Genomic DNA, 20,313 nt, shown 5'->3' with positions numbered 1-20,313 from the left:
CTCTCCTGGGGGAGAGGGCTGGGGTGAGGGCGCTTAAATCGCGTCCACCACCAATTTGCCACGGCGATGCATACTGTTACGGATAAACACCACCAACAGCGCGGTCACAATCGCGCCAACCGCAATCCCCGCCATATAACCGCCAAGATTCGTCACCAGCGGCCACGCCCAAATCGCCGATTCCGGGAACCATTGCACCGCACCAAGCGCTACGGCAGTGGTTGAACCGGCAATCGCGCCAATCATATAAGCCGGTAAAGTCGCGAGTGGGTTTTCGAGCAGGAACGGAATCGCCCCTTCGCTGATGCCCATAAAGGCGAGGAACATCGCAGTTTTGCCCTGCGGATAAAGCTGCGGGCTGAACAGGCGTTTGCCCGTCAGACGGCGGTCAATCAGTGTTGCCAGCCCTAAACCGATTGGCGGCACCACAATCGCCACCGCGCGGGAAGTAATTGGCAGCACGTGATCGGTAGTAAACCCGAGCGCGACAAATCCCGCCGCTTTGTTTATTGGCCCGCCAAGGTCAATGGCGGTTGCCGCTGACAAACCAATCGCATACATCAATGAACCCGCACTCCCCGCCGCCAGTAACACGTTGCGCATCCCGGCGTTAATCCAACCGCCGATTGGCGTAATCACGTAATACATCGCCAGCATCACAAATAAGGCGGAAAGAATCGGGATCAGGAAGGTGCTTTTAAAGGCCAGCAAATACTGCGGCAGGTTGATTTTGGTGTTGAGCCATTTCACCAGGTAACCGGCGGCAATGGCGATAATCAGTGCGCCGATAAAGGTGGAAGGAACAGGTTTTGAAGCGACCCACTGCAAAGTGGCGTTATCAAAACTCAGCAGTAATGTCGGCTGTGTGGAAACCAGGCCGCCAATGAAACCCGCCGGGAAGGCCAGTTTTCCGCCAATGGAATTTGCGACGAATGCCGCAAACATTGGTATCGCAAAGCTGAATAACAGCCCGCCGAAGGATTCCGTCAGATAAGCAAACTTGAGAACCGACAGATCAAACCCGGAAAATTTGCCGCTATTGAGTGCGTCCATAATGCCGGTATCTGGCGGGATTTCGAGCCAAACGTAAGCGATAAGTTGTGAGATGGCGAGGATAACCCCACCCATAATCAGTGTCGGCACCATGCGTGAAATGCCGGACATGACATGTTGCGGTAACTCCCCCCAGAAACTGGAACGGCTGGCGGGGGCAGGATTTAATGCCAGGGTATCACCTTGTGGAGTGGAAGCGACGGTCGCGCTCCGTTTCTTAATTGCCATCTCATAACCCCATTGATTTGATTATTATTGTTGTTCGGCTGCAATCATCTCTTCGATTTCGCGCAGCGTGCCTGCTGCGTTTTTAATCGCATCCTGCAACGTGATTTCGTACACATCACGGCGTTCAAAACGTTCGTTGTCTTCAGGGGTGATCGCGATGGCGTGAATAATGATGTCCGCCGTGGCGATGTCCTGTGGCGTGAGGCGGTTCTGAATACCGTCCGCACCTTGAGTTTCAATTTTCACTTCGTAACCCGCTTCGGTCGCGGCATCTTCGAGCGCTTGCGCCGCCATAAAGGTATGAGCCAGCCCCATCGGGCAGGCGCACAGTGCAATCAGTTTTTTCTTCGCCATGAATTATCTCCGCAATGTTTTTCGTGCAGCGATTATGGCGGTTAAAAATTCATCCTGTTTACCTGACAAATGATGCAATAGCTGGACAAATGCTCCATGAATCACAAAGTGTGATTGAAATCGGCTTATCAGGAAAACATATGTATGAGGGGAATGAGAGGATTATGAAAGGGTGGTTTTGTAGGGTGGATAAGCCGTAGGCGTCATCCACCGCTTTTATATTTAATAGCCGACCGCGTCCAGGCGGAACTGCTTCGCGCAATTACCTGGGTTTTTCTGTTGAACGAATGAATCTTCGTTTAATGGCCCGTTAATTTTTGCCGCATCCAGCGAGATTTGCATTTCTGTCAGATAAGCCGGATTGCCGTTGCAGGTCAGTTTTACGGCCTTAACCGCGTCATTTCCCCAGCTCTTTTCCAGCGCTTTATTGAACGCTTTTCGCGTCACGACTTTGCCGTAGTTATCCGCCAGAAAGGTTCCGAAAGCGCTTTGTTTAAATTCGCTATTCAGGCGCACCATGGTGCCGAAATAGGCATTCGGGTTGAAACCAAAACACGCACCATGTTTGGCAAATTCATAACGATCCAGGCATGACTGACCGCCCGCGCCCGGCATCACGCCTGCCAGTTTACTGGCGATATCTGCGGTTAATTGCGGCGCTGGAGCCTGGCATTTTTGCGAGCCACGCACTTCAGCCATATTCGGAACCGGACGCGTTGAACAGCCATAACGCATCCAGCGTTTTTCATCCACACCGCGCGTGGCGACTGATTTTGGCAAACCAGGCCACAGGCCGTGTACCGTCAAAAAGGCGCGTTTGTCGTTTTGTTCCTGCTGGGTTTTGCACTCCGTAGGCTCATTGCGATTGCGCTCGTGCATGCTCTGGCAAAAGCCCGTTTGCCAGGAAAGTGCCAGCACGTAGCGGTCGAAATCACCGTACTGTTTCGCGGTGAGATCTTCTGCATGCAGCAGTTGGCTGGTGGTCAATAAAGAGGTCAGAATTAGCGTGTTTTGCCACGTCAGTTTCATGCGTTTTCTCGCTCGGGCTTCCAGAAGTGGCTTTATTTAAACATAAAAAAAGCGCCTCAGAGAGACGCTTGTTTCCAGACGTGTTTATCGTTAACTCCAGAGTGCCAGAATCGGCCAGCCGACACACAGCAACAGGCTGATGTAGATAACGCCGAAAATGGCCCCTAAGCGCCAGTAGTCTTTCGATTTCACATAACCGCAGCCATAGATAATCACGCCAGGGCCGGTGGCATAAGGCGTCAGGCAGCCCATGATACCGATGGACAGCACCAGCAAAATACACAGATGCTCCATTGGCACGCCCGGAATGCCTTTACCCACCGCGAGGATCATCGGCAGCATGGTGGCGGTGTGCGCCGAAAGGCTGGCGAACAGGTAGTGCGCGAAGTAGAACACCAGCACCAGCACAATCACCGTGCCATTGGGTGAGAACCCTTCGAGGTGCGAACTCATGGTTTTAGCAAACCAGTCGATAAAACCGGAACGGCTCAGGCCGCTCGCCATTACTACCAGCGTGGCGAGGTTCACCAGCGTGTTCCACGCGCTGTGGTATTTGGTGATGTCTTTCCACGGCACGACGTGCAGCGCCAGCATCAGCGACACCGCCAGCAAACCGACCGCTGTGGCATCAATAAATTCGCCGCCGAACACCCACAACCCAAGGCTCAACAACACCAGGCAGATTAAAATCATCTCCTTGCGGGTTAACGCGCCCATCTCTTTTAAGGCGTTGCTGGCCCAACCGGACACTTCCGCACTGTGCGTGACTTCAGGTTTATACAGTACATACGAGAGCCACGGCGCAACGATCAGCAAGATGATGCCCACTGGCAGGAAGCTCAAAAACCACTGCATCCAGCTAATCTGGATACCGGCAATTTTACTGACGAACTCCAGCCCCAGCACGTTTGGCGCGGCCCCGGTGATAAACATCGAGGAGCTTAGGCTGGTACTGATCACCATCATCCACATCAGGTAGCTACCGATGCGTTTTGACGAAGGATCGTTGGGGAATGACTGGAACAGTGGTGGTAAGTTTTTGATTACCGGGAAAACTGTGCCGCCAGTGCGCGCGGTGTTGGACGGGGTAAACGGTGCCAACAGCACATCGATGATGACAATCGCATAGCCTAATGTGAGCGTGCGCTTGCCCATGAATTTCACCATAAACAGGGCGATACGGCGGCCCAGCCCGGTGACTTCATAACCCAGCGCGAAGATAAACGCCCCAAATACCAGCCAGACGGTGGTGCTTGAGAAGCCCGCCAGCCCCCATTTCAGCGCCTGTTTTCCAGCGTCGAAAGCGGGGTCAGCCAGCTCTTTAGCGTCGAACAGCAGGTAATCGCTGCCGATGACGCAAATCGTCACGGCGATAAAGCTGATTGCCGTTGCCGGAATTGGCTCCAGAATCATGCCGACGATCATCGCGACGAAGATAGCAAAGTAGTGCCACGCCTGCGGAGGCATGCCGTCGGGCACCGGAATAAGCAGCATCACGGCCATCACCACAAGCGGGGCCAGTAACTTCCATATTTTATCTTTTGAAACAGACATAACTGATTCTCCAGGAGGGGTTTTTTATTGATTCATAGGGCAATTTGACGTGCGTAATTCGGTTTAAAAACCAGGTGACGATCAGCAGGTCGGCGCTGCCGCCGGGGCTGAGATTGTGTTCAATGCACTGCTGGTTAAATTCATGCAGGTGGCTCAGATCGGCAGGGTGACGGACACCGCCCTGGCGTAATAATGTTTTGGCATGCTGTTGCAGCCAGTGCAGGCCATCCGCGCCGCCGCGTGAAGCGACGTTGGTGTCGCCGTTGTTCGCCATCAGTACCAGCAAGGTATCGAGCAACGCGAGTTCCGGGTCACTGCCTGCTGCCAGGCGGGTGCGGAAATGAGGCAGTGCGAGTTCGAGCACCAGCGGATAACCGGCTTCGGCTTCACCGCGTGCGCCCGTCAGCCCCAATTGCCGATAAAGACGCTGCCCGGCGGTTTGCTGGGAGTTGCCGTTTTGCAGTTCGCGCTCGGTTAAGCCCCGGCAAATGGCGGCGACGGTTTTACCGATCAGTTCAGGCGAAATAGCCTGCTGTTGCTGATACAAACGACCGATGGCGGCGCACAACAATCCCAGTGAAAAAATGGTGCCTTTATGGGTGTTGACGCCCGCTGTGGAACGGAACATATCGGCTTCGCAACCCACGCCAATTCGGCGCAGGTCAGCGAGAGTTTCAGGGGCTGGGCGAGCGGCATGATTGGCACCCGATTCCATAAAGCGCGGCAGCCACTGGCGAATAGCTCCGGCGCTGCGATGAAAATCCTCCAGCGCCATATCCTTGTGCGACCCGCAGTTAAAGCGGTCCACCAGTCCCGGCTTTGGCGAGAGGTTTACTTCCGTCAGCATCGCCCGCCACGCCAGGTCGCAGCAGTCCGCGACAAACTGCGCATCAAGCGTGGGCAGCGTTTTCGGCAGCATCTAACAGCGCCTCCATGCGGGCGAGCAGTTCGGCGAGCGAGTGGGTTTGTTCCCTGGCGCAAAGGGCAGCGGCACGCTGGCAAATCAGGCAATTACGCGGCGGCTGATCAAAGTCGCTGCGCGAGAGAATTTTCCCATGCTGGGTGAGCACATCCAGATCCCAAAGCCTGCCGAGCGGGTGCGATTGCTCAAGTTCGATGGCCGCCATTTTCACGCTGGCCGCGGGCGCGTCTATCGCCAGCAGCCCTTCCGGGCCAGTGGCTAAAGACAGACAGGTTTGCTTTTTGATTTCCCAGCCAGAAAGTTCTGCCATATGGCGTAATTCCCTGAGGCCGTGATTAAAAATACGCCGCGTCAATTCGCTGTCTTTAACCGGGCCGGAGGCGACAACGGTGAATGAAACCAGCGTCACGCCGTGGCGCTCCAGCCACGACTGCTGGCGCATTTGCCGCGCATCACGGCTGGCGAGAATTTCCGGCACGGTAACTACGGCGTGGGTTGCGCAGGTGATATATAGCGGCATCGTTTACTCCTTCACCTGGCGAACCACGTCGATAACCGAGCCGTCGCGATAGCGCACCACCGCAATGACGCGGTCGGTAAATTCAATCGGCTGCGGTTTCCCTGTGAGGATTTCGGCGCGTTCGCGTAGCCATTCGATGGAGACGACTTTCATTCCCGCTTCTTTGAGGGTTTCCGCCAGTTCCGGGCGAGCCGGGTTGACGGCGATGCCGTGGTCGGTGACCAGAATATCGACGCTGGAGCCAGGCGTGACGCAGGTGGTGACTTCATCCACCAGTGTGGGAATGCGCCCGCGCACCAGCGGGGCGACGATAATCGACAGCGCGGCAGCAACGGCGGTGTCGCAGTGCCCGCCGGACGCTCCACGCAGCACACCATCCGAACCGGTCAGCACGTTGACGTTAAAACGCGTGTCTACTTCCAGCGCACTCAGCACAACCACGTCCAGACGGTCAACCGACGCGCCTTTTGAGCCCCAGTTGGCATACTGGTTGGCGCTGATTTCGATATGGTTCGGGTTGTGTGCCAGTGATTCGGCAGCAATGCGGTCAAAGCTCTGCACGTCGAGCAGCTTTTTGATCAAGCCCTTTTCATGCAGATCCACCATGGTGGAAGTGATGCCGCCCAGCGCGTAAGCCGCATGAACGGCGCGACTGCGCATTTTGTCTTCCAGGAACCGGGTGACGGCAAGGGACGCGCCGCCGGTGCCGGTTTGCAGGGAGAAGCCTTCTTTGAAATAGCCAGAGTTCACCACCACATCGGCGGCGCTACGGGCAATCAGCAGTTCGCGCGGGTTGGAGGTCATGCGGGTGGCGTCTGCGCCAATCTTATCGGCATCGCCCACGCGGTCGATCTGGACGATCAAATCCACATGATCCTGCGGAATACTGGCAGGGTTATGCGGGTAGGGCAACAGCGCTTCGGTCAGTAAAACCACCTTGCGGGCATTTTCTGCATCCACCTTCGCATAACCCAGCGAGCCGCAGCAGGCTTTGCCGGTGTAGCCGTTGGCGTTACCGAACGGGTCACAGGACGGCACACCAAGAAACGCGACGTCAATTTTTAGCTCGCCGCTTTTGATCAACTGCACACGCCCGCCGTGGGAGTGAATTTGCACCGGTTCCGCCAGCAACCCGCGGGAGATTTCTTCTGCCAGCGGGCCGCGTAACCCGGAGGTGTAAATACGGCTAACGACGTTATTGCGAATGTGCTCGACCAGCGGCGCATGGCAATCGCTTAGCGAACTGGACGCCAGCGTCAGGTTTTTAAAGCCCATTCTGGCGATGGCTTCCATCACGGTGTTCAGCGTTAAGTCGCCGCCGCGAAAAGCGTGGTGGAAAGAAATCGTCATGCCATCGTGCAGGCCGCAACGGCGAATCGCTTCATCAAGTCCGGCGCACAGTTTTTTGTCGCGCGGCTTTTGTGTTTGCTGATTGAGTTTGGACGCGTTCTGGAAAGCCTGAATATCGCTTTCGCTCTGGCGCTGCCAGGCGTTGAGGCGGTCCTGTCGTTGAGTGTGAGTCATGGTGGTTCCTTATTCTTCACGAAGGCCGGAAAGCTCTGCCCGGGCAAGTACCAGACGGGCGCGTTCAATCACCGGGCTGTCTACCATTTTGCCGTTGAGCGAAACCACGCCGCGCCCTTCGCGGGCAGAGGCTTCGGCGGCTTCGACCACACGTTGTGCATGATCGACTTCTTTGCGCGTCGGGGCATAAAGGTTGTGCAGCAGCTCAATTTGGCGCGGGTTGATCAGTGATTTGCCGTCGAATCCCAGTTGCTTGATGTGGGCGGCTTCATGCAAAAATCCGGCTTCGTTGTTGGCATCGGAATAAACGGTGTCGAACGCCTGAATCCCTGTCGCGCGTGCCGCCTGGAGGATTGAACAGCGGGCGAATAACAGCTCAACGCCTTCGGCCGAACGCTCGGTGCGCAAGTTACGCACATAGTCTTCGGCACCCAGCGCAATGCCGATAAGCCGTGGCGAAGCGTGGGCAATGGCCACAGCTTGAGTAATGCCCTGCGCGGATTCAATCGCCGCTAAAAGCCCGGTGCTGCCGGGTTCGCGCCCGCACTGGGCTTCAATGCGTGCAATTTCGTTTTCGATGTCGATAACGTCCTGCGCGGTGTCGGTTTTCGGCAGGCGCACAATGTCGGCCCCGCCGCGCACGACCGCTTCCAGATCCGCCAGGCCATATTCAGAATCCAGCGCGTTAACGCGCACGATGGTTTCGATTTCCTGATACAGCGGGTGTTGCAGAGCGTGGTAGACGAGGCGGCGGGCGGCGTCTTTCTCGCGCAAAATCACCGAGTCTTCGAGGTCAAACATCAGCGCATCGGCGCGGTAGATAAAGGCGTTGCTGACCATCGCGGCATTGGCACCGGGCACAAATAACATGCTGCGGCGGGTACGGCTTTTACGTTGTTGAAGCAGAGGGGAAATCACTGGCACTCCTCCCACGGCAAGGCGCAAACGTCGCTGGCGCGAACCAAAAGTGTTTCCAGACGGGCGCGCAGAATGCAGTCCAGCGCGCCTTTGTCATCCACGTTCAACTGAACGCCGCGCACGTCATAGCGCGTGAGCAGTTCCATCAACGTGGTGCGGATTGCGCAGCCAAACTGCTTCTCAACGCTGCTGTTGATTTGCAGGTCAATTTCCTGGGTATCGAGCGGGATAATGCGGATCATCACATCTCCCGACTCAAGCGTGCCGGCAACGGCGGGGCGGGTAATTTTCATTTTTCACCTGTTTGTAATGCGGATTCAGGTTGCCTGTCAGCGGTGCTTTCTGAGCGCGTGGCAAGCAGGTTTTGCAAATATTTTCGGGTCGCTTCCGGGACGAGTTGTTCAATGGCGGCGAGGTCTTTTTTCACCAGTAACTGGCGCACCAGCGAGGCGGAAATCGACACGCCGCGGTAACTCAGACGCTCAATTTCCACCAGTTCGATGGGCGGTGCGCTGTCGGCGGGCGAGGCCAGGCGTTGACGCATATCGGCGTTGTAGCCGGCGGTGACTTTGCAGAAGGGTTCAGTGCCGACAAACCGATGCGTGATACCCAGCGCGGGAGCGATGTGCTGGCGGAAAATCTGTAAGTCGATTTCGGTGTAACAGTGGTTGATCACGCTCTGCTCTTTGATGAAGTAGCAGGGGAACGTGGCGCGGGAAATCATGTATTCCGAGCCGCGATGAACGGTGATTTTAGGGATGTCGGCGGTGCCAGCCCGCACCAGTGCGAGGCGGTCTTCATAAGGGAAGCGCGAGGTGTCTTCTTTCACCATAAAGACATGCAGCCAGTCGCAAAGCACTGCCGCCTTTTGAATCAGGTAGCGATGGCCGAGGGTGAACGGGTTGGCGTTCATCACGATGCAGCCGATTTTGTTGCCGTCATGGCGCAGCGTGGTGAGATAACTGGCGTAACGTTGCAGGCGCGTGGCGCTGTTTTCCATCAACACCATCACGCCGGGGACGCTGGCGAGGGTATAAAAACCGCACTCTTTGAACAGCGCTTCGTTGGTACTTTTGGTGTAGATGAACAGGTTGGTGCATTGCCGTTCAAAAGCGAGATTGATTAATTCAGTGGCGAGCGTCAGCGCTAAACCTTCGCCGCGTGCCGATTCGCTGATGGCAACGCATTTAATGATATTTCCGGCGATTCCCCCGCAGGCAATTAACTCTTCATCGCGGGTGACGGTGATAAAGATTTCTACCGTGGTATCAATGCTCAGCGCGTTGGCACGGAGAAAGCGCGTAATCTCAGCCATCTTTTTATTTTCTGCGCGTTTGACCCGGGCGAAGACGGTATTACTGAACATGAAAATCCCTTTACCACGTGAATAATTGAGCGGGTGGAATGCTGGTTAAATTTAAAAATGTTGCTGTTTGTCGCAAACGAATAACATTTTGTTTTCATTCGCCATGACCGCGGTTTTATTGCCGCCGTTATGCAAGTGCAACGATCCTACGGAGAATATGTTTTTCAAATTTTGATATATTTCACAAAGGGTTAAGTGGTTTAAATAGACTTAATGGTTTTTATTTTCTTAATTATTTTCAGTGTGAGTTGTGTGGCGGTTTTTATTTGTTTAATTGATTTAATGTAGGGAATCTGTAACGATTCGACTCGTTTTGATGGGCGCATTTGAAAACAAATTGGTTACATTTGTTCGTTATTTAAGATGTTGACTAGGGACTGGCAATGTTTGGCAAAACACCTTCGAAAGAGTTTCGATTTTTACGTCGTATTGCCTTTCCGTTACGCATATTTCTATTACTTCTTGTGATTTCCCTCCTGTTGATGGCAGCGCTCGGCAAATATTTATCAGCCAGTTTTGAAGATTATTTGACCAACCATGTGCGGGATATGGCGATGCACCAGGCGAAGATCATTGCCTCTAATGACAGCCTGGTGGAGGCGGTAAAAAACAGAGACAGCCAACGCCTGGCCGTGATTGTCGGCAAAATGGCGACGGGTTCTGATTTCGATTATGTGGTGATTGGCGACCGCAACTCCATCCGGCTTTATCACCCCAATCCTGAACAAATCGGCCACCCGATGCAGTGGACAAAACCCGGTGCGCTGGAAAAGGGTGAAAGCTACTTTATTACCGGCAAAGGCTCGATTGGCCTGGCGATGCGCGCTAAAACGCCGATTTTTGACGAGCACGGGAAAGTGATCGGCGTGGTGTCGTTGGGGTATCTGGTCAGCAAAATAGACAGTTGGCGACTCGACTTTTTATTGCCGCTGGCGGGAGTGTTTGTGATGATTCTGGTCATTTTGCTGCTGCTGTCGTGGTTTTTTGCCGCCCATATTCGTCGCCAGATGTTGGGCATGGAACCGCAGCAAATTGCCCGTGTCGTCCGTCAGCAAGAGGCGCTGTTTGGCTCGGTATTCGAAGGACTTATTGCTGTTGATCCCAACGGGCTTATCACGGCAATTAACCGCAATGCCCGCAAAATGCTTGGCCTTAGCTCTCCGGGGCGGCAATGGCTGGGTAAACCGATCGCAGACGTCGTGAACCCAGCCGCTTTTTTCACCGAACACATCGAACAAGAACGGCAGGATGTGCTGTGTACTTTTAACGGCCTGAACGTGATTGCCAACCGTGGCGTGATTCGATCCGACGATCAACTGTTGGGCGCGATTATCAGCTTTCGTAATAAAGATGAAATCAGCGCGCTCAATGCGCAATTGACTCAGGTTAAACAATACGTTGATAGCCTGCGTGCACTGCGGCACGAACATCTCAACTGGATGTCTACGCTTAGCGGCCTGCTACAAATGAAAGAATATGACCAGGTGCTGGCGATGGTAAAAGGCGAGTCGCAGGCGCAGCAGGATTTAATTGATTTCCTGCGTGGCTCCTTTGATGACCGGCAGGTGGCGGGGCTGCTGTTTGGTAAATGCCAGCGTGCCAGGGAGTTGGGACTGGTGCTCAATATCGCCCCTGGCAGCCAGCTTCGGCAATTACCGGAAGGGCTGGACAGCACCGAGTTTGCCGCCATCGTCGGGAATCTGCTGGATAACGCTTTTGAAGCCTGCCTGAATTATCCCGAAAGTGATAAGAACATTGAGCTGTGGCTGAGCGATGAAGGCAATGAAGTGATTATTGAGGTGGCAGATAGCGGTTGCGGGGTGCCGGAAGATTTACGCGCAGTGATTTTTGACCAGGGTGTGAGTACCAAAAATGTTGCATCCGGGGAGCACGGCATTGGGCTGTATCTGATAGCCAGTTATGTGGAGCGGTGCGGCGGCGTGATTACGCTGGAAGACAATGAACCGTCCGGCTCGTTATTTACCGTTTTTATTCCGAAAGTGAAGATGATTTATGGCTCAAGCTCTAACAATTCTGATCGTTGAAGATGAAACCCCGTTGGCCGAGATGCACGCCGAATTTATTCGTCGATTCCACGGTTGCGGGCAGGTGTGGCTGGCGGGGAATTTAGCGCAGGCACGAATGATGATTGAGAGTTTCAAACCCGCGCTGATTCTGCTGGATAACTATTTACCTGACGGCAAAGGCATCACGCTGTTGCATGAACTGACTCAGGCACGCTTTCCCGGTGGCGTGGTGTTTACCACGGCGGCGAGCGATATGGATACCGTCGCGGAAGCGGTACGCGGCGGTGCTTTTGACTATCTGGTGAAACCCATTGCTTATGAGCGCCTCAACCAAACTCTCGAGCGTTATCAACAGCGCATGCAACTGCTTGTCAGCCACGCCAGCGCCAGCCAGCGGCAGATTGACGATATGTTTAACGCCTATGCGCGTGGCGAACAGAAAGAGGAATTACCCGCCGGAATTGACGCGTTGACGCTGGGTAAAGTGAAGATGTTATTTAACGACCCGGATGCGCGACATACCGCAGAAACCGTGGCGCAGGAGTTAAAACTGAGTCGTACAACGGCGAGGCGTTATCTTGAATTTACGGCGGGGCGACAGCAGATTATGGCGGAGATTGTGTACGGAAAAGTAGGACGCCCACAGCGCACGTATAGAGCGCTGTGAGCGGGTAGTTGAATGCAGGTTTAACCGCCAATGACCGCCGCAGCGGAAGGCACCAGGATTTCAGTCGCGATAATCACCACAATCAGGCCGACAGCGACCGGGACTGAGGTGCGTTTCACCACTTCGAATGGCGAGATTTTTGCCATCCCCGCAACCGCCACCACTACGCCGGAAACCGGGGAAATGGTACGGCCCAGGTTGGAGGCTTGCAGCATTGGAATCGCCAGGTACGCCGGGTTAATGCCGGAAGAGTGAGCCAGTTTCGGGATCATCTCAACGAAGGCATAGAACGGCGCGTTACCGGAACCGGTAGTCATCGCAGCCAGCATTGTCAGCACCACCAGCACCAGCATCAAAATGATACTTGCTGAGCCGAACGAAGTGGCGATGGAAATCAGGCTCTGGATAAAGCCGATGGTGCTCAGGCCTTGCGCGAAGACGCCCGCTGCCACCAACAGCATCACCACGTTGGCGAAGGCATCAGCCATGCCGCGGTAGCACACTTCCAGGCCAGAAAACACGGTTTGCGCTTTGAAGCTACGGAAGAACTCAATGATCGCGGCAATCAGAATACAGATCACCAAAATGGCGATGATATGCAGCTGCGGGCCCCATTTACCGTCGAAAATCAGCACGCCGATAATTGGCGTAAACGGCAGAATGGCGTAGAAAGAAGGCGCGGTAGTCTGGATTTCGCTGACATCCAGCATCTCATGACTGACGTTTTCTTTTTTATCCAGGTAGCGCTGCCAGAAGAAGTGGGCAATCGCCATGGCAATAATAGCGGCGATGGAAATCGGCACGGTAGTTTTAAAGGCAAAATCAACCAGCGACATTTCCGCTGCTTTTGCTGCCAATACCACGTCGCCTGAAGTGGGAGACAGAATAATTGCTGCCGGGGAGGCGCAAATAGCCGCCGCTGCACCACGACTAATACCGACGTTCACCATCACCGGGAACAGCGTCGCCATTAACAGCACGCCCAGGCCAGTGGCAGAAGAAACCGCCAGCGACATCAGACAAGCCACGAAATAAGCGGCAATCATCAGGATGTACGGTGAGTTAATTAATTTCAGTGGCTTAGACGCAAGCTTAACCACCATGTCGTTGGCGCCGATGTGCGTCATATAGGATGCGAAACCGCACAGCATCATGATCATCATGCCGAGGTCGCCACCACGGCTCATCAGCAGGATTTTGACATATTCGACGATGTCGGTTGCGGTGTAGCCAGTGCTTTCAGCGCTGGCCGGTAAAACTTTGTGGCCCATCAAGGCGCTAATAATCAGTAACGTTAAGCCGCCGACGAATAACACGCCGGTAGCGGAGTAGCCTTTGATGATGTAGCGAGCTACACCAACAATAACCACAACCCCAATAAGTAATTCAATTGTTGTCAGCATTAAAGCCCCCTGTCGCGTTCGGCATCTTTACCCGTAGAAGGGATGAGCAGTACCTGAGCGCAACGCCATGCCAGAAAATAATAAAATAAGACGCTTTGCAGTCGTCAGCGAAAACGGTGCCAATCTGCCTGAATCATTGGCGCAGAGTTCTGATGAGCATCAAATTTAGTAAGCTTCGTTCTGCTGCCATGACACTTTTGTCGGCAGCGTTGCAATTATGGCATTTACTTATTGATTAGCGGTATATATTTGTATCGCTTATTGCTCTGTTAATAATCACATGAGGAGTATTTAATTAAAATTATATTACATAATTGTTAATTATTGCGCCCAATGTAAAGCAACTAAAAATCCCTTTAAAATAAAAAGGACTAATGCTTATACTGCCGCCTCGCTTATTTCGCTTATTTCGCTCATTTTCGGGTTAAAACTTTGCAATCCACTTTCTGGTCGACAAGCCGTTTACGCTTCCTCAGAAAGCATCTTTTGATGCTGCTGTTGGCGTTTGGCTGGCTGTTTGTCAACAGCCAGGTCGCGGTGGCATCGCATGATTGCCCGGTAGAAATTAGCGCGCCATCCCTTTCCGTTCAGCATAGCGAGCATATGCTGATGGCAAATCATTGGGATTTGGTGAAAGCGAAAGGGACGCTGTGTGATAAACACTGCATTCCGGACGTGATGCAAAAAGATAATGGCTACAGTTCTTTGGCCGCATTGCCGGTCACGAATACTCTGGCTTTAGTGATCCCCGAATGCACTGAAACGGTCACTTCCGTTGCCTTATTAACCCCGCCTGCAACTGGCCCTCCGGCCACCATACGGTTTTGTCGTTTTAGAGAATAACTCCAGCACTGTCTTGGTTTTCTGGCATTTCGCCACCCTTTGACTTTAGTTCTGGAGATTTTTATGTCTGCTATTTCTGCACGTTTTTTCACATCCGCCGCTTTTCACTTTAGCCAGCAGGCTGAAGGTTACCCACTCACTTCGGTTACCCCGACTAAGTAACTGAGGCCACCATGAAACAACATTCCCTGAGCTTATGGCTCGGCGGGGTGCTGTTTGCTACGTCTGTATCTACCGCTCATGCGGCAGAGTTCAGCCTGCAACAGACCCTGGCCGCGGCCGTTCATTATTCCGCAGAACTCTCTGCCAACCGTAATCAGAGCAACGCGCTGAATGCGATGGCGGATTCTGCTCGCCAATTACCCGACCCGAAACTGAAATTCGGCATTGAAAACGTGCCGGTACAGGGCAGCAACAGCCAGCGTTTGACTCGCGAAGGCATGACCATGCAGCGCATTGGCATCATGCAGGATTACATCAGCGAGGAAAAACGCGACCGCAAAGCCGAAACCATTCTGGCGCAATCGGCCAGCAGCGCCGCTAAAGCGGAAGTGATTCGGGCGGCGTTGCAACGCACTGCGGCACAGGCCTGGTTCGATTTAGCGCTATCGCAAAAGGTTCTATCGAGCGCTCAAAAGCTGGTGGCAGAAACCGAACGCCAGATTAGCGTGCAAAAAGCCACCGTTGCCAGCGGCAGTTCACCGGCCTCAAGCGTGGTGGATATCCGCATGACGCTATTGGCGATGCAGGACAAAGTCACACTCGCCCAACGTGATGTGACGTTGGCGCAAACTCGGTTGCTGCAATTAACCGGCGAGAAAATTGATGACGCAAGCGGCACGTTACCGCGCTATCAGCGCTTGCCTGCCGACCCGCAAACACTGGAACAAAACGTCGGGCAGCATCCGGAAGTGATTGAAGCGGCGCGTGAGGCGGATGTTGCCAAAGCGCGTTCGGCACAATCGGCGGTCGCCGCGAAGCCGAATGTGGGCGTTGAGGTGTATTACGCCCATCGTGACGATGATTATGACGATATGGCGGGCGTGATGTTTACCGTCGATTTACCGATGTTTAAATCTCAGCGCCAGGACAAAGATCTCGCGGCGGATATGTCGCGCTCAATGGAAGCCAACGACCAGTTGGCACTGGCGAACCGTGATCGTGTTGCGCTGGTTCGCACGCTGGTGGCGCAGTATCAGGCGGCTCAAACCCTCTGGCAGCGCCAGCAACAAGAGATCCTCCCTCTGCAACGCCAGCGCCTTTCACTGATTGAAGCGCAATACCGCGCCGGGCAATCCACGCTTTCCGATTTGCTCAATGCCCGCCGCACCTTACTCGATACCGAACTGACCGCGAATAGCGCTGAAAAAAGCGTGGCTGAAACCTGGGCCGCCATCCGCTACCTGACGCCACAGGATGATAACCAATCATGAAAACCATAATGAAACTCTCTTTGTTAGCGATTGCTGTCGCGGGCGCACTCGGCGCGGGTTACTACGCGGGCAAACAAAGCCACGACATAACGGCTCCAGCCGCTCAACATGAGCGAAAAGTTCTCTATTGGTATGACCCAATGACGCCCGGTCAGCGCTTCGATAAACCGGGTAAATCGCCGTTTATGGATATGGATCTGGTGCCGCGTTACGCCGATGAAACCACCGAAGATGGCGGAGTGACGGTAAGTGCTCGCCAACAACAGAATCTCGGTATTAAAACGGCGCGGGTTGAGAAGAAAGCGCTGGATTATCAGTTTGATGCCTTTGCCACTGTTTCCACGGATGAGCGTAGCGTGCAGATTATTCCGGCCAGTGCTAACGGCGTAGTGGAAAAGCTGTTTGTGAATGCGCCCCAGCAGTTTGTGAAAGCGGGTGAACCTCTGGCGCAGTTGTGGATACCGGAATGGACGGCGGCACAGCAGGAATATCTGGCGGTGCGCGGTTTGGGCGATAGCGCGTTAAGTTCTGCCGCGCGTGAGCGCTTGCAACTCCAGTTTATGCCTGCGGAAATTATTAATCAGGTTGAGCGCACCGGGAAACCGCAAACGCGGGTGACGGTGCGGGCTAAACAGGCTGGTTACATCAACAAGCTGGAGACGCGGGAAGGCGCGCAAGTTACTGCAAGCGCACCGCTGTTTGAAGTAGCGAGCCTCGAGTCGGTATGGATTGTGATTGATTACCCGCAAATCCAGGCGCAGGTGCTGCAAACAGGCAGCGAAATTCTGGCCTCTTCAGATAGCTGGCCGGGAGAGACATTCCACGGGCGCGTCAGTGAATTGCTGCCGAATATGGAAACCTCCACGCGCACGCTTAAAGCCCGCGTGGTGCTGGATAATCCGCAGATGAAACTTAAGCCGGGAATGTATCTCGATGTGAAGCTGGCGCATCAGCCTCATCGCCCAGCAGTGCTGGCAATCCCTGAAGAAGCGTTGATTGAAACCGGCAGCCATAGCCGGGTTCTGGTGGCGCAGGACGACGGTCATTTTAATCCGGTCAATGTGGTGGTGGGGACGGCGCAAAACGGCTGGATTGAGGTTAAGCAAGGGCTGAAAGAGGGCGATAAAGTCGTGACTTCCGGGCAGTTCCTGATTGATTCCGAAGCCAGCCTACGCAGCGCTTTGCCCCAAGAAAAAGTGCCTGCTGAACATCAACATGAGATGGCAATGCCAATGCAGATGCCAATGGCGGGGGCGATGAAATGATTGCTGCCGTTATTCGTTGGTCACTCAAAAATCGGCTGCTGGTTTTACTGGCGGCCATCATGATGGCGGCCTGGGGCATCTGGTCGCTACAACGCGCGCCGCTTGATGCGCTGCCGGATCTCTCCGACGTGCAGGTGATTATTCGTATCAACTACCCAGGCAAAGCGCCGCAGGTGGTGGAAGACCAGGTCACTTATCCGCTGACGACCACCATGCTTTCTGTGCCGGGTGCCAAAACCGTGCGCGGCTTCTCGATGTTTGGCGATTCCTACGTCTACATCTTGTTTGAAGATGGCACCGATCCGTACTGGGCGCGTTCGCGGGTGCTGGAGTATTTAAGCCAGGTGCAATCGCAACTTCCCGCAGAAGCGAAAGCTTCGCTGGGGCCTGATGCCACGGGGGTTGGTTGGGTGTATGAATATGCGCTGGTGGACCGAACCGGTAAACATAGCCTCGCTGATTTACGTGCGCTGCAAGACTGGACGCTCAAGTTCGAGCTAAAAACCGTGCCCAACGTTTCGGAAGTGGCGAGCGTGGGCGGCATGGTGCAGCAGTACCAGATTGTGCTCGACCCGCAACGAATGCGGGCGCTGAAAATCACTCATCAGCAAGTGATTGATGCGGTGCAAAGTGCAAATCAGGAAGGTGGCGGTTCGGTTATCGAAATGGGCGAAGCCGAATACATGGTGCGCACCGCAGGCTACCTGAAAAATCTCAACGACTTCAAACAGGTGGTGATTACCACGCGCGAAGGCGTTCCCGTGTTACTCAGCGACGTGGCGACGCTGCGCATGGGGCCAGAAATTCGCCGGGGCGTGGCGGAGTTTAACGGCGAAGGGGAAGTCGCGGGTGGCATTATTGTAATGCGCTACGGCAAAAATGCGCTGGATACCATTAATGCGGTGAAGGCAAAACTCCAGCAAATCCAGAAAAGTTTGCCTGCGGGTGTGGAAATTGTTCCGGTTTACGACCGTTCGCATCTGATTGAAAACGCGATTGAAACGCTGTCACACAAGTTGCTGGAAGAGTTTATTGTCGTCGCCATTATCTGCGTCCTGTTCCTGTTCCATTTCCGCTCGGCAATGGTGGCGATGATCACTCTGCCGCTGGGGATCTTGGGGGCATTTATCGTGATGCACTATCAGGGGGTGAACGCCAATATTATGTCGCTGGGGGGGATCGCCATTGCGATAGGGGCGATGGTTGATGCGGCGATCGTGATGATCGAAAACATGCATAAAGTCCTGGAACAGTGGCGGCATGACAACCCTGGCAAACAGCCTGCGGGAGCTGATTACTGGCGGATATCAGAACAAGCCGCCGTGGAAGTGGGGCCTGCGCTGTTCTGTAGTTTGCTGATTATCACACTGTCGTTTATCCCGGTGTTTTCCCTCGAAGCGCAGGAAGGGCGAATGTTTTCGCCGTTGGCATTCACCAAAACCTACGCCATGGCGGTGGCGGCGGGGCTGGGAATCACGCTGGTGCCGGTGCTGATGGGCTATTTTATTCGCGGGAAAATCCCTGACGAGAAGGCGAATCCCATCAACCGCTGGTTAATTGCCGCTTACGAACCGTTGCTCGACAAAGTGCTGGCCCGCCCGAAAACCACGCTGGCGGTTGCCGGTTTGGTGTTGTTAGCGACGCTGTGGCCGCTGAGTAAACTCGGCAGCGAGTTTATGCCACCGCTGGATGAAGGCGATTTGCTGTATATGCCATCGACGCTTCCGGGAATTTCCGCTCGTGAAGCCGGGCGTTTACTGCAACAAACCGACAGGCTTATCAAAACCGTACCTGAAGTGGCGACGGTATTCGGTAAAGCAGGGCGCGCAGATACGGCGACCGATCCCGCACCGTTAACCATGATTGAGACGACGATTCGTTTCAAGCCGCGCGACCAATGGCGGCCGGGCATGACAATGGACAAGCTGGTCAGCGAACTCGACAGCGTGGTGAAAGTGCCCGGTATCGCTAATGTTTGGGTGCCTCCAATCCGCAATCGCCTCGATATGCTGGCGACCGGAATTAAAAGCCCGGTGGGTATCAAAGTGAACGGTAATAACATTGCTGCCATTGAGCAAGTTGCCGAGCAAATCGAACGGGTGGTCAAGCAGGTTCCGGGAGTGACATCGGCGCTTGCGGAGCGGCTCGGCGGCGGGCGCTATGTCGATATTAATATCGACCGACTCAAAGCGGCGCGTTATGGCGTGTCGGTAAAAGAGTTGCAGTCGCTGGTGGCGACGGTTATTGGCGGGCAAAATATCGGTGAAACGATAGAAGGGCGTGAGCGCTATCCGATTAACGTTCGTTACCCGCGTGAAATGCGTGATAACGTCGAGAAGCTCAAAAATCTTCCGGTTATTACGGCAAATGGCAGCCAGATAGCACTTTCTGAGCTGGCGGATATCAGCATTACTGATGGGCCACCGATGCTGAAAAGTGAAAACGCGCGATTATCAAATTGGGTTTATGTCGATTTGCGCGGGCGCGATTTAAAATCGGCAGTGGAAGATATGCAACGTGCTGTTTCCCAGAAAGTTAAATTACCAGAGGGAGTTTCATTATCCTGGTCAGGGCAATTTGAATATTTAGAACGTGCGAGTGCTAAATTGAGAATAGTCCTACCCTTCACGCTGGTTATTATATTCGTCTTATTGTACGTGACGTTTTCGCGCGTCAGTGATGCGTTATTAATAATGGCAACTTTACCGTTCTCGCTTATCGGAGGAGTCTGGTTGCTTTATTTACTGGGATATAATTTGTCGGTAGCCGGGGCCGTTGGTTTTATTGCGTTGGCAGGAGTCGCCGCCGAATTTGGCGTCATTATGGTGCTTTATCTGAATCAGGCGATTTCACGCCATAAAGCGCTAGAACCTTTGGGCGGCAAGCCAATGCTGATGCGCGCGTTGCATGAAGGCGCAGTGCTGCGCGTCAGGCCAAAAGTGATGACGGTGGCGACGATTATGGCGGGTTTATTGCCGATTATGTGGGGCGATGGCACCGGTTCGGAAGTGATGCGCCGTATTGCCGCGCCAATGATTGGCGGCATGATTACCGCACCGTTATTGTCGATGTTGGTGATTCCCGCGATATATGTATTGTTAAAAAGAGATAAATAATAGAGGTTTACCCCAGCATTTTTCAGTTTCTAAAAATGGCTGGGGTAACTTTAGTTGATGCTAAAATAAACGATATTCAGAATCTTTAGGA

17 protein-coding genes are annotated in these 20,313 nt (G+C 53.9%); 6 read left to right on the top strand and 11 right to left on the bottom strand.

Features of this window, described 5'->3' with window-relative positions; genetic code table 11:
* Window positions 1-33 precede the first annotated feature (33 nt).
* From D6029_RS19470 to citC, 10 genes are all read right to left on the bottom strand, one after another.
* Window positions 34-1,281, bottom strand: a complete 1,248-nt coding sequence (locus D6029_RS19470) for a PTS fructose transporter subunit IIC (protein WP_120066356.1) — start codon at window positions 1,279-1,281, stop codon at window positions 34-36.
* Between the two features lie 24 nt (window positions 1,282-1,305).
* Window positions 1,306-1,635, bottom strand: coding sequence for a PTS fructose transporter subunit IIB (locus D6029_RS19465; RefSeq protein ID WP_120066355.1), 330 nt, complete (start codon window positions 1,633-1,635; stop codon window positions 1,306-1,308).
* Window positions 1,636-1,857: 222 nt separating this feature from the next.
* The gene (gene rna / locus D6029_RS19460; protein WP_120066354.1) at window positions 1,858-2,664 is read right to left on the bottom strand and encodes a ribonuclease I; all 807 of its coding nucleotides are present in this window, start codon (window positions 2,662-2,664) and stop codon (window positions 1,858-1,860) included.
* Between the two features lie 90 nt (window positions 2,665-2,754).
* Window positions 2,755-4,218: an anion permease gene (locus tag D6029_RS19455; protein WP_120066353.1), complete on the bottom strand. Its 1,464-nt coding sequence runs from the start codon at window positions 4,216-4,218 to the stop codon at window positions 2,755-2,757.
* Window positions 4,199-5,137 carry a triphosphoribosyl-dephospho-CoA synthase CitG gene (gene citG, locus D6029_RS19450; protein ID WP_120066352.1) on the bottom strand — a complete coding sequence of 313 codons (939 nt, stop codon included), beginning with the start codon at window positions 5,135-5,137 and terminating at the stop codon, window positions 4,199-4,201. Before citG ends, D6029_RS19455 begins: the two co-directional genes overlap by 20 nt.
* Window positions 5,109-5,660: a citrate lyase holo-[acyl-carrier protein] synthase gene (gene citX / locus D6029_RS19445; RefSeq protein ID WP_120066351.1), complete on the bottom strand. Its 552-nt coding sequence runs from the start codon at window positions 5,658-5,660 to the stop codon at window positions 5,109-5,111. Before citX ends, citG begins: the two co-directional genes overlap by 29 nt.
* A 3-nt stretch (window positions 5,661-5,663) precedes the next feature.
* Window positions 5,664-7,184: a citrate lyase subunit alpha gene (gene citF, locus D6029_RS19440; protein WP_120066350.1), complete on the bottom strand. Its 1,521-nt coding sequence runs from the start codon at window positions 7,182-7,184 to the stop codon at window positions 5,664-5,666.
* A 9-nt stretch (window positions 7,185-7,193) separates the two neighbouring features.
* Window positions 7,194-8,102, bottom strand: coding sequence for an aldolase/citrate lyase family protein (locus D6029_RS19435; RefSeq protein WP_120066349.1), 909 nt, complete (start codon window positions 8,100-8,102; stop codon window positions 7,194-7,196).
* Window positions 8,099-8,395, bottom strand: a complete 297-nt coding sequence (gene citD, locus D6029_RS19430) for a citrate lyase acyl carrier protein (protein ID WP_120066348.1) — start codon at window positions 8,393-8,395, stop codon at window positions 8,099-8,101. Before citD ends, D6029_RS19435 begins: the two co-directional genes overlap by 4 nt.
* On the bottom strand, window positions 8,392-9,468 hold the full coding sequence (gene citC / locus D6029_RS19425) for a [citrate (pro-3S)-lyase] ligase (protein WP_120066347.1): 1,077 nt from the start codon (window positions 9,466-9,468) through the stop codon (window positions 8,392-8,394). The genes citD and citC overlap by 4 nt, the downstream gene beginning before the upstream one ends.
* Before the next feature lie 383 nt (window positions 9,469-9,851).
* On the opposite strand from citC, the gene dpiB reads away from it, so the two are divergent.
* Together dpiB and dpiA are read left to right on the top strand one after the other, a co-directional pair.
* Window positions 9,852-11,513, top strand: a complete 1,662-nt coding sequence (dpiB, locus tag D6029_RS19420) for a sensor histidine kinase DpiB (protein ID WP_120066346.1) — start codon at window positions 9,852-9,854, stop codon at window positions 11,511-11,513.
* Window positions 11,482-12,162: a two-component response regulator DpiA gene (gene dpiA / locus D6029_RS19415; RefSeq protein ID WP_120066345.1), complete on the top strand. Its 681-nt coding sequence runs from the start codon at window positions 11,482-11,484 to the stop codon at window positions 12,160-12,162. Before dpiB ends, dpiA begins: the two co-directional genes overlap by 32 nt.
* A gap of 20 nt (window positions 12,163-12,182) precedes the next feature.
* Here the strand turns inward: dpiA and dcuC are convergent, their stop codons facing one another.
* Window positions 12,183-13,565, bottom strand: coding sequence for an anaerobic C4-dicarboxylate transporter DcuC (gene dcuC, locus D6029_RS19410; RefSeq protein WP_120066344.1), 1,383 nt, complete (start codon window positions 13,563-13,565; stop codon window positions 12,183-12,185).
* A 489-nt stretch (window positions 13,566-14,054) separates the two neighbouring features.
* On the opposite strand from dcuC, the gene D6029_RS19405 reads away from it, so the two are divergent.
* The 4 genes from D6029_RS19405 (at window position 14,055) to D6029_RS19390 (ending at window position 20,222) form a co-directional block, all read left to right on the top strand.
* Complete coding sequence (locus D6029_RS19405; protein WP_120066343.1) at window positions 14,055-14,408, top strand: hypothetical protein; 354 nt, start codon at window positions 14,055-14,057, stop codon at window positions 14,406-14,408.
* Between the two features lie 173 nt (window positions 14,409-14,581).
* Window positions 14,582-15,841, top strand: a complete 1,260-nt coding sequence (locus tag D6029_RS19400; protein WP_120066342.1) for a TolC family protein — start codon at window positions 14,582-14,584, stop codon at window positions 15,839-15,841.
* Entirely contained in the window at window positions 15,838-17,106 is a 1,269-nt protein-coding gene (locus D6029_RS19395; protein WP_120066341.1) for an efflux RND transporter periplasmic adaptor subunit, read from the top strand. Before D6029_RS19400 ends, D6029_RS19395 begins: the two co-directional genes overlap by 4 nt.
* Window positions 17,103-20,222, top strand: a complete 3,120-nt coding sequence (locus tag D6029_RS19390) for an efflux RND transporter permease subunit (RefSeq protein ID WP_120066340.1) — start codon at window positions 17,103-17,105, stop codon at window positions 20,220-20,222. The genes D6029_RS19395 and D6029_RS19390 overlap by 4 nt, the downstream gene beginning before the upstream one ends.
* The last annotated feature ends 91 nt before the right edge of the window (window positions 20,223-20,313 follow it).

Source organism: Buttiauxella izardii (assembly GCF_003601925.1).
GTDB classification, from domain to species: Bacteria; Pseudomonadota; Gammaproteobacteria; order Enterobacterales; family Enterobacteriaceae; genus Buttiauxella; species Buttiauxella izardii.
This window is presented reverse-complemented; position numbering and strand designations above follow the sequence as displayed.

Coding starts and splice junctions, on each gene's coding strand:
- D6029_RS19390 (WP_120066340.1), top strand. CDS start 17,103: ATGATTGCTGCCGTTATTCGTTGGTCACTCAAAAATCGGCTGCTGGTT.
- dcuC (WP_120066344.1), bottom strand. CDS start 13,565: ATGCTGACAACAATTGAATTACTTATTGGGGTTGTGGTTATTGTTGGT.
- citD (WP_120066348.1), bottom strand. CDS start 8,395: ATGAAAATTACCCGCCCCGCCGTTGCCGGCACGCTTGAGTCGGGAGAT.
- citF (WP_120066350.1), bottom strand. CDS start 7,184: ATGACTCACACTCAACGACAGGACCGCCTCAACGCCTGGCAGCGCCAG.
- D6029_RS19455 (WP_120066353.1), bottom strand. CDS start 4,218: ATGTCTGTTTCAAAAGATAAAATATGGAAGTTACTGGCCCCGCTTGTG.
- rna (WP_120066354.1), bottom strand. CDS start 2,664: ATGAAACTGACGTGGCAAAACACGCTAATTCTGACCTCTTTATTGACC.
- citX (WP_120066351.1), bottom strand. CDS start 5,660: ATGCCGCTATATATCACCTGCGCAACCCACGCCGTAGTTACCGTGCCG.
- dpiB (WP_120066346.1), top strand. CDS start 9,852: ATGTTTGGCAAAACACCTTCGAAAGAGTTTCGATTTTTACGTCGTATT.
- D6029_RS19395 (WP_120066341.1), top strand. CDS start 15,838: ATGAAAACCATAATGAAACTCTCTTTGTTAGCGATTGCTGTCGCGGGC.
- D6029_RS19470 (WP_120066356.1), bottom strand. CDS start 1,281: ATGGCAATTAAGAAACGGAGCGCGACCGTCGCTTCCACTCCACAAGGT.
- D6029_RS19400 (WP_120066342.1), top strand. CDS start 14,582: ATGAAACAACATTCCCTGAGCTTATGGCTCGGCGGGGTGCTGTTTGCT.
- D6029_RS19405 (WP_120066343.1), top strand. CDS start 14,055: ATGCTGCTGTTGGCGTTTGGCTGGCTGTTTGTCAACAGCCAGGTCGCG.
- dpiA (WP_120066345.1), top strand. CDS start 11,482: ATGGCTCAAGCTCTAACAATTCTGATCGTTGAAGATGAAACCCCGTTG.
- D6029_RS19465 (WP_120066355.1), bottom strand. CDS start 1,635: ATGGCGAAGAAAAAACTGATTGCACTGTGCGCCTGCCCGATGGGGCTG.
- citG (WP_120066352.1), bottom strand. CDS start 5,137: ATGCTGCCGAAAACGCTGCCCACGCTTGATGCGCAGTTTGTCGCGGAC.
- citC (WP_120066347.1), bottom strand. CDS start 9,468: ATGTTCAGTAATACCGTCTTCGCCCGGGTCAAACGCGCAGAAAATAAA.